Source organism: Ruegeria sp. CDSB117, from assembly GCF_059611005.1.
This window is the reverse complement of the sequence record NZ_JBXWOS010000016.1, coordinates 86,816-99,533: the sequence shown is the minus strand read 5'-3', so window position 1 is coordinate 99,533 and position 12,718 is coordinate 86,816. Positions and strand designations below refer to the sequence as shown.

The window sequence follows — 12,718 nt, the reverse complement described above, 5'->3', positions numbered from 1 at the left end:
TGAGGCGAGGGCGGCAGATTGGGATCGGTAATGAGTCAAATTCTTAGGGTCCGGCAGTTAGAAGCTCTTATGGCTGTAACAACCAACGGCTCTGTCACGGCGGCAGCAACCGACCTGGGGGTGAGCCAGCCAGCCGTTAGCAGGTTGCTTTCGGATCTTGAAAAGTCACTTGGGTTTCAGCTTTTCGATCGCCGCGAAGGCCGGTTGGTGCCGACGCAGGAGGTTCGGTATCTTTTGCCCAGCGTCGAGCGTGTTCTGGAACTGATGAGGCAAATATCTGACGTCAGCCAGGACATCACACAGCGCAAAGCGGGTCATATCCGTGTTGCATGCCTGCCCGGGTTCGCCACCAGCCATTTGCCCGATGTTGTCGCCAGATTCTTGAAGGATCGGCCCGGCGTCACCCTGACGATCGAACCTGACAGACCTGAGCGCATTCTTGAATGGATGATCGGCGAGCAGTATGATTTCGGCATCACCGACAGCTTTAACGGTCACCCCGCCGTCGAAAGCTGGGATATCGAGGTTCGGACGGTTTGTGTGTTCCCCACCGGAAGTGAATTGGAAAACCTCTCTGTGGTTACACCGACGGACCTCGTAAACAGCAAAATTATCCACACACGACGCGACAGCGACTTTTTCGGACGGCTCTCAAAAGCGTTTCAAAGTGCCAACGTGGAATTGAATTCCCATATTGAAGTCAGGCAGTTCACGGCGGCATGTGAATTGGCTGTGAAAGGCGTTGGCGTTTCCGTCGTGAGCGAACTGGACGCCGTCCAATACGCAGCCCACGGATTAAGCTATCGACCGTTTAAGCCATTTCTGCCGCATACTCTTTCTCTTGTTCGCCCGATTTTGAAACAACCGTCACTGGTGACCCTGGAATTCATCGAACAGTTTCGAGACAGCCTGGAGCCTTTCAAGGCAGAATAGGGCGGTTGAAATTAAATGTTGCAACCGGTTGCAAAAATATTGATTGTGTCACCTGAGAATTGATTCGGGGGACCGTATGTTGAAGATCGGATTGCTGGGGGCCGGACGTATTGGTCGCGTGCATGCGGAAGCGATTTCGGCACACCCCCAAACCGAATTGACGGCTATTTCAGACGCGGTGAATAATGCCGCTGTCGGTCTGGCTGCTGAGTACGGCGCCAGGGTGCAAAGCTCTGACGAGATTATCGGTGATTCAACGATTGATGCGGTTCTGATCGCAACGCCTACCGATACGCATTCCGACTTGATCGAAGCGGCAACGCAGGCCGGCAAAGCGGTCCTGTGCGAAAAACCCGTCGATCTGGACCTTGAGCGAGCGAAGATTTGCCAAAAAGCTGCAGGCGCGACTGGTCAACCGGTCATGCTTGGCTTCAACCGTCGCTTCGATCCCAATTTCCAGGCGCTAAAAGCTGCCTATGATGGTGGGGAGGTCGGTAAAGCTGAACTATTGTCCATTACGTCGTTTGATCCGGCGCCGCCTCCGGTAAGTTATGTCAAGGTATCGGGTGGGTTGTTCCGGGACATGATGATCCATGATTTTGACATGGCCAACTACCTGATGGCGCAGATGCCTGTCACCATTTCAGCCGTGGGAACTTCTGTCGTCGATCCGGAAATAGGGCAGGCCGGTGACGTGGATACGGCCGTGGTAACAATGACTTACCCGGATGGTAGCCTCGCTGTTATCAAAAACTCGCGGCGGGCGGCATACGGGTATGATCAACGGGTCGAACTACTAGGCTCAAGGGGCCTTTTGCAGGCGCATAATGTCCTTGAGAATTCAATTGTTAAATCAACGGCCGACGGCGTGACCGGAGCGAAGCCAACATACTTCTTTCTTGAACGCTACATGGCCGCCTACCGCGCCGAATGGGATGCGTTTACGCGCGCCATTCAGTCCGGCTCGGACGTGCCGGTAACACTTGAGGATGGTGTGGCGGCGTTGGCGATGGCCGAAGCCGCAACGCGCTCGGCGAAGTCCGGAAGGCCCGTTGCGATGGAGGAAGTTTTTTGAAACCGGTTGCAAAATGATCGGATATCCGGAAACTGAAGGAAGCTCGATCACCGATCGGAGCAGACGAGATTCGGTTTAGCCGAATGGCCGGGCGGACCCGGCACCAAGATTGAATTTTCTATTGGGAGGAATGGAAATGAAAAAAATCGTAAAAGGTGTGCTGATGGCCAGCGCAGTCGCATTTGCCGGCGCCACAGGCGTTGCGGCAGAAGGCGAGAAGTATATTCTGGTCAGCCATGCTCCGGACAGTGACAGCTGGTGGAACACCATCAAGAACGGTATTGCCCTGGCGGGCGATCAGATGGGTGTCGAGGTTGAATATCGCAACCCGCCCACCGGTGACCTTGCTGACATGGCGCGGATCATCGATCAAGCCGCCGCTTCGGGACCCAATGGTATCATCACCACGCTGGCCGACCCGGACATTCTGGAAGGTCCGATCAAAGCCGCCGTGGATTCCGGTATCGACGTCATCATCATGAACACCGGCACGCCGGAAAAGGCGCGCGAAGTTGGTGCGCTGATGTATGTCGGCCAGCCGGAATATGACGCTGGATTGGCTGCTGGCCAGCGCGCCAAAGGCGATGGCATCAGCTCGTTCCTGTGCGTGAACCACTACATCGTGCAGCCATCCAGCCAAGAACGCTGTCAGGGCTTTGCAGACGGTCTGGGCATCGAATTGGGCGAGCAGATGATCGACGCGGGACAAGATCCGGCCGAGATCAAGAACCGCGTTCTGGCATACCTGTCGGCAAACCCCGACACTGACGCCGTTTTGACACTTGGCCCGACTTCGGCTGACCCGACCATTCTGGCGCTGGAAGAAAACGGCATGGCCGGTGACATCTACTTCGGCACCTTCGATCTGGGTGGTGAAATCGTCAAAGGCATCAAAAGTGGTGTGATCCAGTGGGGCATCGACCAGCAGCCCTTCCTGCAGGCCTACCTGCCAGTCGTCGTGATGACGAACTACCACCGCTACGGCGTTCTGCCGGGCAACAACATCAACTCAGGCCCCGGTTTCGTGACCGCTGACGGGTTGGAAAAGATCGAAGAGTTCGCGGGCGAATACCGCTGATCTTCAAGACGGTGCGGACGCATGACGTGTGTCCGCACCACCTGATGCAAGCATTCAGACGAACGCGCCAAGGAGGCAACAATGGCAGAGTCAGCGCAATCCGCAGTCGGTGGTGACGAGCGGGTAAAAGAGATATCACCTCTACGCCAGGCCCTGATACGCCCCGAATTGGGCGGAATGGTCGGCACAGTCGCGGTATTCACGTTTTTCCTGCTGTTTGCTTTTGACAGCGGCATGTTCACCAGTCAGGGCGTGATGAACTGGTCCGTGGTCTCCGCGCAGTTCATGATCATTGCTGTTGGAGCCTGTTTGCTTATGATCGCGGGTGAGTTTGACCTTTCCGTCGGCTCAATGATCGGATTCGCGGGCATGATGATCGCGATTTTCTCGGTCAATCTTAGCTGGCCGGTCTGGATTGCCATCATGGTGACCTTTGTACTTTGCGTCTCGATTGGGGCGCTGAACGGCTTTATCGTCGTGCGCACCGGATTGCCTAGCTTTATCGTGACACTGGCCTTCCTGTTTATTCTGCGTGGTTTTACCATTTTTCTGCCGCAAACAATCGAGCGGAAAACAATCATTGGCGGCATTCGGGATGTAGCCGAGGGCGATTGGCTGGCATCGGTGTTTGGCGGCAAGATAGGGCAGGGCTTTTTCGTTTGGTTGGGTGATAATGACCTAATCGGAACTTTTGAACGCGGCACGCGCGAGGGTCAGCCGGTGGTTGACGGTATCCCCATGCTGATTATTTGGGCCATCGCGCTTATCATCTTTGGCCATGTGCTTCTGACCAAAACAAAATTCGGCAACTGGATCTTTGCCTCGGGGGGTGACGCTGAGGCTGCGCGAAACTCGGGTGTTCCGGTGAACAGAGTCAAAGTTCTGATGTTCATGTTCACCGCCTTCTGCGCGACGGTTTTTGCGACCTGTCAGGTGATGGAATTCGGTTCCGCCGGAGCGGATCGCGGGTTGTTGAAGGAATTCGAGGCGATTATCGCCGTGGTGATCGGCGGTGCGTTGCTGACCGGCGGTTATGGCTCGGTCCTTGGGGCGGCACTTGGGGCCCTGATATTTGGTGTGGTGCAGCAGGGGCTGTTTTTTGCCGGGGTCGAAAGCTCTCTGTTCCGGGTGTTCCTGGGCGTGATCCTGTTGGGTGCCGTGATCCTGAATACTTACATTCGTCGCATCATCACAGGAGAACGCTGAGATGACCGAAGATACCAATTTCCATCACGGTGATGTGCAGGGTCAGGATCCGATCATCCGGATGATCGACATTGAAAAGCACTTTGGCTCTGTGATTGCTCTGGCCGGGGTCAGCTTTGATCTGAAGCCGGGTGAGTGTCACTGCCTTCTGGGCGACAATGGCGCGGGTAAATCGACCTTCATCAAGACGATGTCCGGGGTCCATAAGCCGACAGCTGGCGAGATCATCTTTGAAGACAAACCCATGCATTTTGAGGACCCGCGTGATGCCATCGAAGCTGGGATCGCAACAGTGCACCAACATCTGGCTATGATCCCGCTGATGAGCGTCAGCCGCAACTTCTTCATGGGCAATGAACCCACGCGCAAAGTCGCCGGGATCAGTTTTTTTGACAAGAAGTTGGCCGACGAAATCACCATGGAAGAGATGCGCAAAATGGGTATCAACTTGCGTGGTCCCGATCAGGCTGTGGGTACGTTGTCAGGTGGTGAGCGTCAGACGGTTGCGATTGCACGGGCCGTGCATTTTGGCGCGAAAATCTTGATTTTGGACGAACCGACATCGGCTCTCGGCGTGCGCCAGACTTCGAACGTTTTGGCGACCATCGACAAAGTGCGCAGTCAGGGTGTGGGTGTGGTGTTCATCAGCCACAATGTTCGTCACGCGCTGGCGGTCGGCGATCGGTTTACAGTGTTGAACCGGGGTAAAACTCTGGGCACTGCCAAACGGGGTGAGATTTCGCCCGAAGAACTACAGGACCTGATGGCAGGTGGTCAGGAGCTGGCCCAGCTGGAAGGGTCTTTGGGCGGAACGGTCTGACGCGGTCCCGCGCAGACCCAGCTTTCGAAAAACTGGTATTCAACAGACTGGCCGGGTGGCCTTGAGTTGAAAGGGATCAATATGGGCAAAACTATCAGACTGACCGCAGCGCAAGCTCTGGTTCGCTACCTGGGCGCGCAGATGAATGAGGCAGGAGAGCCGTTTATCGCAGGTGTCTGGGCTATTTTCGGCCACGGTAACGTGGCTGGCCTGGGTGAGGCACTGCATGCTGTGAAAGACAGTCTGCCGACCTATCGCGGCCATAACGAACAGACGATGGCGCATTGCGCTATCGCGTATGCGAAGCAGATGCGGCGCACGCGCGCGATGGCGGTGACGTCGTCCATCGGGCCGGGCGCGACCAACATGGTGACAGCGGCCGCTTTGGCGCACGTAAACCGGTTGCCGGTGCTGATCATCCCCGGGGATATCTTCGCAACGCGTGGTCCTGATCCTGTGTTGCAGCAGATCGAGAACTTTGGGGACGGAACGGTCAGCGCGAACGACTGTTTCAAACCTGTCAGCCGTTACTTCGACCGAATCTCAAGGCCAGAGCATCTGCTAACCGCACTGCCAAGGGCTTTCCGCACCATGACGGATCCTGCCGATTGTGGCCCGGCGACTCTGGCCTTTTGTCAGGATGTGCAGGCTGAAGCCTATGACTATCCCGAAAGCTTTTTTGAGCCGCGCGTCTGGTATCAGCGCCGCATTCGCCCCGACGAAGGTGAACTGGCCCGCGCCGTCGCTGCCATCAAAGCGGCAAAGCGCCCGGTCATCGTGGCGGGTGGCGGAGTTCACTATTCGGGCGCGACGGATGCGCTGCAGAGTTTCGTGGAAACGCACAATATCCCGATCACCGAGACACAAGCAGGTAAGTCTGCGCTTGCATGGGATCACCCGTTGAACCTCGGGCCTGTAGGGGTGACTGGCGGCGAACCGGCCAATTCTGTTTGCGCTGAAGCGGATCTGGTGCTGGCCGTTGGCTCTCGCATGCAGGATTTCACTACCGGATCGTGGGGCCTGTTCTCAAACCCTCAGCGCGAGATGATCTGCCTGAATACTGCGGCTTATGACGCGGAAAAGCACGGTGCGATGCCATTGCAATCCGATGCGCGCGTTGGGCTAGAGGAGCTGGGAGCGGCCTTGCAGGGATACCGCGCCGATCCGGTTGCGGATACGGTCAAAGCGGATTGGTTTGGCAAGGTCGACAAGTTGACCGATACCCCCGGCGACGGGAATGCATTGCCGACAGATATGCAGGTTGTTGGTGCGGTCCAGCGTGCCTCGAACAATGACACTGTCGTCATGTGCGCGGCGGGCACCATGCCCGGAGAGCTACACAAACTATGGAAAGCGCCACGTCCCGGTGCCTATCACATGGAATATGGTTTTAGCTGCATGGGGTATGAGATTGCCGGTGCGATGGGCATCAAGATGGCGCAACCGGATCGCGATGTGATCTGTTTTACCGGCGACGGCACCTATATGATGGCGAATTCAGAAATGGCGACGGCGGCGATGATGGGCGTTTCGTTTACCGTCGTCATTACCGACAATCGCGGCTTTGGCTGCATCAACCGTCTGCAAATGGGCACAGGTGGTGCCGAGTTTAACAACCTGCTGGATCATGCCGTGCATGAGACCCCCTCTGCTATCGATTTCGCGGCCCATGCGGCGGCGATGGGGGCGACTTCGATCAAGGTCACTTCGATTGCCGAGCTGGAAGACGCGCTGGCCAAACGTGGCGAAGTCAAAGGGCCTTACGTGGTGGTCATCGACACTGATCCGTATCCGTCGACCGAGTTCGGCGGCACATGGTGGGAAGTGGCGGTGCCTGAGGTCAGCATCCGTCCTGAAGTGAACGAAAAACGCGCGGCTTATGAGCTGGCGATTAAGGAAAGAAACACGAAATGAGCGTGAAAATCGGGATTTCTCCGATCGCCTGGCAAAATGACGATTTGCCGGACCTGACGGCGGCGTACACTATGGAACAGGCCCTGAAAGAGGCGCGTGAGATCGGGTACACCGGTGTCGAGCGTGGCCAGCGGATGCCCGGCGATACTGAAGGGCTGCGTGCCTATCTGGAAGGCAGTGACATCGCGCTCTGTGGCGGGTGGTGCTCGGGTGCCTCGCTGGTCAATGACTTCGCTGCAGAACGTGAGGCTGTGCGGGAACAGGTTGAACAATTTGTGGCCCTAAACAGCCCGTGCATCGTCTATGCGGAATGCTCGAACACCGTGCAGGGTCAAGCGGGTACGCCGGTGAACAACCGACCCAGGCTGACTAAAGATGAAGTGTTGGCCTATGCCGCCAAGATCACTGAGCTGGCTAAATGGATGGCCGACCAGGGTATGCCGATGGCCTATCATCATCACATGGGCACGGTCATCGAGACAGAGGATGACGTGAACTGGTTGATGGAAGGGTCTGGACCCGAAGTAAAGTTGTGCTTTGACACTGGTCACCTGCTATTCGGTGGTGGCGATGTGATGGCAACGCTGAACCGCTGGGGTGATCGCGTGCATCATGTGCATTTCAAGGACATCCGCCCGGCCATTGTGCAGGACGTAAAAGAAAATGACCGCAGTTTCCTGGACGCGGTCGTTGCCGGAGCTTTCACCGTGCCGGGCGATGGTTGTATCGATTTTCAGGCCGTGGCGAATACCCTCAAGTCCATGGATTACAACGGATGGATCGTTGTCGAGGCCGAACAGGACCCGGCCAAGGCTCCGCCATATGAATACTCCAAGAAAGGCTACGAGCACATTCTCGACGTTTGTGGACAGGCAGGATTGGAGGTCCAGGCGTAACAACTCTCCCTTCGGGGTTAACACCGAAGCCATGAAAAAGGAGAAGATCATGGTAGATCAACAGCTAGGTTTTGTCGGCTATTTCGACCGGGAATCCTGTGATCTGGATGAATTCAAGGTGTTGACCTCGCAGAACCTTACAGCCGATGTCGTCCCGTACTCCGCCACGATCGAAAAGAACGTTCCAGTCTATGACATGGACGAGCTGCGCCCTGCGCTGGAAAACGTAGGTAAGCGTAAGGCTCTGCTGGCCGAGTGGGGCCATGTGTTGGACAAATCGTCAGGCGTGATCGTTCTGAAACGTGCGTTCGCTGATACGTCCGTGATTGACCGCGCAACCGATGTCTTTCGTCAGATAATAGTTGACGAAAGACAAAGCGGCGCGGGAGAGGGTGACCACTTTGCGGCGTCCGGGGCCAATGATCGGATCTGGAACGCCCTGCAAAAGCAATGCCTGCGCGACCCCGAGGGTTTTGCCCTCTATTTCGGGAACACGGCTGTTGCTGCAGCCTGCGAGGCGTGGTTGGGGCCAAACTATCAGGTCACGGCACAGATCAATCAGGTGCGTCCAGGTGGTCAGGCGCAGCAGGCGCACAGGGATTATCACCTTGGGTTTCAAAGTGCGGATAGCGCTGCGCGCTATCCCGCACATGCACATCTGGTCACGGCATCACTGACGTTGCAAGGGGCGGTCGCCCATTGCGATATGCCGGTCGAAAGCGGGCCAACCAAGCTGCTGCCGTTCTCGCAGCTTTATCCGCCGGGCTACCTGGCGTTTCATGACGAGGGCCACCGCGCGCATTTCGAAGACAGCTATATCCAGCTGGCGCTGGACAAGGGGGATGCTGTGTTCTTCAACCCGGCACTGTTCCATGCGGCTGGTGAAAATCGCAGTGCGGATATCGACCGGATGGCGAACTTGTTGCAAATCTCATCTGCATTTGGCCGCGCGATGGAAACCGTTGACCGGCGGTCCATGTCTGAGGCGGTGTATCCTTCGCTTATTGCGTTGAAACAACGCGGCGCGTTGGTCGCTTCCGAATTGGACGCGGCCATTGCCGCCACAGCCGAGGGGTATCCTTTCCCAACCAATCTGGATACGGACCCGCCCGTAGGAGGCAACGCACCGGAAAGTCAGGCCGATATACTGCGTCGTGCTGTGTCTGAAGGCTGGACCGAACCACAATTGGCCGAGACGTTCTCGGCACTGCAATCAAGGCAAGCCGCCTGAGACAATAAGGGCGGGTTAGTCAAACCCGCCCAATACGGAGAAGAAAACATGGCTGACCTGCTCAAAAAGCCCTTTGGGCGTCGAGGAAAAGTTCATGACATAACTCCGGCCAGCGCCGGGTGGCGCTATGTGGGGTTTGGGCTTTACCACCTTCGGGCAGGCGATACAGTGGCCGAGGCAACGGGTGATCGCGAGGTCATTCTGGTCATGGTCGAGGGCAAGGCCCGCATCGCCGGAGCTGAGCGGGACTGGGGTGTTCTGGGCGATCGGATGAACGTTTTCGAGAAGACGCCGCCGCACTGTCTTTATCTGCCGAACGGCACAGAATGGACGGCCGCAGCCGAAACGGATTGCGTTATTGCGGTGTGTACAGCCCCGGGCAAGAGTGGCCACTCTGCGCGACGCATCGGCCCCGAAGGCATTACTCTGACCGAGCGCGGCAAGGGCGTAAATGCGCGCTATATCAACAACATAGCGATGGAGAATGAGGACTATGCTGATAGCTTGCTGGTGACCGAAGTGTTTACGCCAAACGGGCATTGGTCATCGTACCCCAGCCATCGACACGATGAAGATGATTTTCCGCGGATCACCTATCTGGAAGAGACCTACTACCACCGTCTGAACCCGGCGAATGGGTTCGGGATTCAGCGTGTCTATACCGATGATGGGCAGTTAGATGAGACTATGGCTGTATCCGATGGCGATGTTGTTTGCGTGCCCCGCGGTCATCACCCATGCGGCGCACCTTATGGGTTCGAGATGTATTATCTGAACGTTATGGCCGGACCGCTGCGCAAATGGCGCTTTGTTCCGGCCCCCGAAGTTGAATGGATCATGGAGCGCGACGCATAACGCCCACGCCTACCTTTGCGCGGGCGCACCAAAGGCCCGAATGACCATGCGGGCTGCCGCCGCAACCGGGTCGTGGGTCTCTTTCAGGATCGTCACGCGGTCAAATCTGTCAGGGTCTCGGTTGACTGCCTCGCGCAGCGCGTTACCAAATGCCATGCGCAGTTCGGTACCGATATTGAACTTGCAGATCGACGTTTCCCGCGCCAACCTGCTGCGTTGTTCCACAGGCACGCCAGAGCCGCCATGAATGACCAACGGAACACTTGTCGCAGCGTCGATTTTGGCGATGCGAGCCTCGTCTAATCCGCCTTCTTTGTTCTGTTGCAGATGAACGTTTCCGACTGAGATGGCCATCGCGTCCACGCCGCTTTCACGAGCGAACTGCGCGGCCTCGTTTGGGTCTGTCCCGTTCGATCCTTCGCCGCCGGAATAGCCGACAAAGCCGATTTCACCTTCGCAGGAAATACCTGCCGCATGGGCCATTTCGGCGATAGCAGCAGTTTCGTCGATGTTTTGCTGCAGCGGCTTGCGTGACCCGTCAAACATGAGCGATGTGAACCCGCTGTCCAATGCGATCTTGCAGTCCTCGAATGTATAACCGTGATCCAGATGGGCCACGACTGGAACCGAAGCACTCTCGGCCAAGAATCGAAACATCTTGCCCAGAACAGGCAGGGGTGTGTGTTCGCGGCAGCTTGGACCAGCCTGAAGGATCACCGGCGCATTTTCCGCCTCGGCTGCGGCTACATAGGCGCGCATATCCTCCCATCCCAGCGTAACAAGCCCGCCAACAGCGTAGCCGTTTTCGTATGCAGGGGTGAGGACGTCTTTGAGTGTGGCGAGGGTCATTTGAATTTGGCAATCATGTCTTTGATGCCTGGAATGGTCTCGACCTGATAGGCATGGGTTGGTTGGAAGTACTGGACCAGCGAACGCTGAGTCAGACCGCCAAGGATGGTGAAATAGTACATCTCGTATCCCGGCAGAACACAGCAGGGGTGATAACCCTTGTCGATGCAGATCGTTGAGCCGTCGACGATGTGATAGGCGTCGCCCGGTTCGTTATCCTCACGCTGCAACATCTGAAGGCCCGATCCCCAGTTGGGTTTGAAACGGAAATTGTAGGTCTCGTCGTGCCGCGTCTCGTCCGGCAGACGGTTCGTGTCATGCTTGTGGCTGGGGAAGCCGGACCAGCCGCCCTGACCCACGGTGAACAGCTCACTGATCAGCAGGCGACCCACTTTGTCGTGCTGTTTCTGGCCGAGGATGTGTTTGATTTTGCGATGCGTTTTCGTGTCGTCGCTGCCGTATTGCACAAGGTCGTGTTCACGCACATCGAATGGAACCAGTACCTTGTCGTACTTGGCGCCCGCTATGAAGATTTCGGTTTCATCCGACACGCAGACCAGTTGGACCTTAGCGCCGACCGGCACATAAACGCCTTCCGGATCCCCATCCCAGACGTCTTCGCCCCGCTTGCCCAGCTTGGCGAACTGCTCGCCTTCTACATCGACATCGACACTGCCCGTGGCGGGCACGATACAGGTCTCATAACCGGGCACCTGATATTCAAACGCTTCGCCCTTTTTCAGTTTGACGATGTTGAAGTAGTTCAGCGGAACCGTTGGATCATCGGCGTCGACGATCGGTTTGTTCTGATTGTCATAGGGAGCGATGTGCATGAGGGGTTCCTATGTCGTTGGGCCGGGATTGGCCGCAAGAAATGCGTCCAGTTCCAGAGTTGTTGGCATGGCCGGGGCGCAGCCGGGCTTGGACACGACGATTGAGGCGCAGGCTGAGCCGCGCATAACCGCTTCTTTAGGCTCGCTTCCAGCAGCGATCGAGGCCAGCAAGCCGGCCATGAAACTGTCGCCAGCACCGTTGGGTTTGACAGCCTCTACCGGATATATGCCGGTTTCGATTTCCTGCCCATCCACCAGAGTTACCGCGCCTTTTTCGCCCATCTTGTAGATCACGATCCGGCCCGGTTTCGCCGCCAACTCCTTGGCTTTGGCGAAGCCTTTGTCGATGCCGCCTGCCATGAAACCAAATTCTTCGTCATTGCCGACGATTAGATCGCTTGCTTCGCCCGCGCGCGACAGGACTTCGGCGGCAACCTCAGGTGATGGCCAACTGTAGGGACGGTAGTCTATGTCAAAAATTAACGGCAAACCCGCATTGCGGGCGTTTTCGAACGCGCGAAACGTGGCGCTGCGCGAGGGTTCAGCGGCAAACACCGTTCCGGCAGATATCACGGCTGAAAATTTGCCGTAGTCGACCTTGTCCATGTCATCCTCGGTCACCTGAAAGTCGACTGCGCCGTTGCGGTAGATGACATTTTGAAATTCTTCGATCCGGCTTTCGTAAACGGCCAGAGACATGCGGTATTCACCGCCGACGACGCGGATATAGGACGTGTCTACACCGTAATGAGCAAGTTTATTCAGGCAGAAGCGGCCAACCGCATCATCTGAGACCGAAGTGATCAAGGATGCCTGGCTGCCCAGTTTGACCAGCCCCGCGCAGATATTTGCCGATGAACCGCCCAGATCGGCGTGAAACGTGTCGGCGTCTTCGCTTTTAACACCAACGGGATTGGCATACAGGTCCATGCCCGCGCGTCCAAAGACCGCGAACCGGTTTCCTTTGATACCGTCTATCAAAGCGCTCACGTCATGTCCTCCGGCAAAAATGGGCTGGCGAGGATCGT

Annotated in this window: 12 protein-coding genes; 9 read left to right on the top strand and 3 right to left on the bottom strand. The window is 56.7% G+C overall.

All coding sequences use genetic code 11. From position 1 onward, the window contains the following. Nucleotides 1-30 precede the first annotated feature (30 nt). The 9 genes from AC2FJC_RS16935 (at nucleotide 31) to iolB (ending at nucleotide 10,008) form a co-directional block, all read left to right on the top strand. On the top strand, nucleotides 31-933 hold the full coding sequence (locus tag AC2FJC_RS16935) for a LysR substrate-binding domain-containing protein (RefSeq protein WP_496740372.1): 903 nt from the start codon (nucleotides 31-33) through the stop codon (nucleotides 931-933). Nucleotides 934-1,009: 76 nt separating this feature from the next. Then, entirely contained in the window at nucleotides 1,010-2,008 is a 999-nt protein-coding gene (gene iolG / locus AC2FJC_RS16930; protein ID WP_496740371.1) for an inositol 2-dehydrogenase, read from the top strand. Between the two features lie 136 nt (nucleotides 2,009-2,144). Continuing rightward, nucleotides 2,145-3,086 carry a sugar ABC transporter substrate-binding protein gene (locus tag AC2FJC_RS16925; RefSeq protein WP_058277254.1) on the top strand — a complete coding sequence of 314 codons (942 nt, stop codon included), beginning with the start codon at nucleotides 2,145-2,147 and terminating at the stop codon, nucleotides 3,084-3,086. Nucleotides 3,087-3,167: 81 nt separating this feature from the next. Continuing rightward, nucleotides 3,168-4,292, top strand: coding sequence for an ABC transporter permease (locus AC2FJC_RS16920; protein WP_496740370.1), 1,125 nt, complete (start codon nucleotides 3,168-3,170; stop codon nucleotides 4,290-4,292). A 1-nt stretch (nucleotide 4,293) separates the two neighbouring features. Then, on the top strand, nucleotides 4,294-5,112 hold the full coding sequence (locus tag AC2FJC_RS16915; protein WP_058274555.1) for an ATP-binding cassette domain-containing protein: 819 nt from the start codon (nucleotides 4,294-4,296) through the stop codon (nucleotides 5,110-5,112). Nucleotides 5,113-5,193: 81 nt separating this feature from the next. Next, nucleotides 5,194-7,026 (top strand): 3D-(3,5/4)-trihydroxycyclohexane-1,2-dione acylhydrolase (decyclizing), encoded by a 1,833-nt coding sequence (gene iolD / locus AC2FJC_RS16910; RefSeq protein ID WP_496740369.1) that lies wholly within the window; start codon nucleotides 5,194-5,196, stop codon nucleotides 7,024-7,026. Further along, nucleotides 7,023-7,922 carry a myo-inosose-2 dehydratase gene (gene iolE, locus AC2FJC_RS16905; protein ID WP_496740368.1) on the top strand — a complete coding sequence of 300 codons (900 nt, stop codon included), beginning with the start codon at nucleotides 7,023-7,025 and terminating at the stop codon, nucleotides 7,920-7,922. Before iolD ends, iolE begins: the two co-directional genes overlap by 4 nt. 49 nt (nucleotides 7,923-7,971) lie before the next feature. Beyond that, nucleotides 7,972-9,153, top strand: a complete 1,182-nt coding sequence (locus AC2FJC_RS16900; RefSeq protein WP_496740367.1) for a phytanoyl-CoA dioxygenase family protein — start codon at nucleotides 7,972-7,974, stop codon at nucleotides 9,151-9,153. A 48-nt stretch (nucleotides 9,154-9,201) separates the two neighbouring features. Then, complete coding sequence (gene iolB, locus AC2FJC_RS16895; protein WP_496740366.1) at nucleotides 9,202-10,008, top strand: 5-deoxy-glucuronate isomerase; 807 nt, start codon at nucleotides 9,202-9,204, stop codon at nucleotides 10,006-10,008. A gap of 9 nt (nucleotides 10,009-10,017) precedes the next feature. Here the strand turns inward: iolB and AC2FJC_RS16890 are convergent, their stop codons facing one another. Genes AC2FJC_RS16890 through iolC form a run of 3 tightly spaced genes read right to left on the bottom strand, consistent with a single transcriptional unit; the run spans nucleotide 10,018 to nucleotide 12,680 of the window. Further along, nucleotides 10,018-10,857 (bottom strand): class II fructose-bisphosphate aldolase, encoded by an 840-nt coding sequence (locus AC2FJC_RS16890; RefSeq protein WP_496740365.1) that lies wholly within the window; start codon nucleotides 10,855-10,857, stop codon nucleotides 10,018-10,020. Then, nucleotides 10,854-11,690 carry a 5-deoxy-glucuronate isomerase gene (locus tag AC2FJC_RS16885; RefSeq protein WP_496740364.1) on the bottom strand — a complete coding sequence of 279 codons (837 nt, stop codon included), beginning with the start codon at nucleotides 11,688-11,690 and terminating at the stop codon, nucleotides 10,854-10,856. The genes AC2FJC_RS16890 and AC2FJC_RS16885 overlap by 4 nt, the downstream gene beginning before the upstream one ends. A gap of 9 nt (nucleotides 11,691-11,699) precedes the next feature. Further along, a complete protein-coding gene (iolC, locus tag AC2FJC_RS16880; protein WP_496740363.1) occupies nucleotides 11,700-12,680 on the bottom strand; it encodes a 5-dehydro-2-deoxygluconokinase in 981 nt (326 codons plus the stop codon). Between the last annotated feature and the right edge of the window lie 38 nt (nucleotides 12,681-12,718).

Coding starts and splice junctions, on each gene's coding strand:
- AC2FJC_RS16915 (WP_058274555.1), top strand. CDS start 4,294: ATGACCGAAGATACCAATTTCCATCACGGTGATGTGCAGGGTCAGGAT.
- AC2FJC_RS16925 (WP_058277254.1), top strand. CDS start 2,145: ATGAAAAAAATCGTAAAAGGTGTGCTGATGGCCAGCGCAGTCGCATTT.
- iolE (WP_496740368.1), top strand. CDS start 7,023: ATGAGCGTGAAAATCGGGATTTCTCCGATCGCCTGGCAAAATGACGAT.
- iolD (WP_496740369.1), top strand. CDS start 5,194: ATGGGCAAAACTATCAGACTGACCGCAGCGCAAGCTCTGGTTCGCTAC.
- AC2FJC_RS16890 (WP_496740365.1), bottom strand. CDS start 10,857: ATGACCCTCGCCACACTCAAAGACGTCCTCACCCCTGCATACGAAAAC.
- AC2FJC_RS16920 (WP_496740370.1), top strand. CDS start 3,168: ATGGCAGAGTCAGCGCAATCCGCAGTCGGTGGTGACGAGCGGGTAAAA.
- iolG (WP_496740371.1), top strand. CDS start 1,010: ATGTTGAAGATCGGATTGCTGGGGGCCGGACGTATTGGTCGCGTGCAT.
- iolB (WP_496740366.1), top strand. CDS start 9,202: ATGGCTGACCTGCTCAAAAAGCCCTTTGGGCGTCGAGGAAAAGTTCAT.
- AC2FJC_RS16885 (WP_496740364.1), bottom strand. CDS start 11,690: ATGCACATCGCTCCCTATGACAATCAGAACAAACCGATCGTCGACGCC.
- AC2FJC_RS16935 (WP_496740372.1), top strand. CDS start 31: ATGAGTCAAATTCTTAGGGTCCGGCAGTTAGAAGCTCTTATGGCTGTA.
- AC2FJC_RS16900 (WP_496740367.1), top strand. CDS start 7,972: ATGGTAGATCAACAGCTAGGTTTTGTCGGCTATTTCGACCGGGAATCC.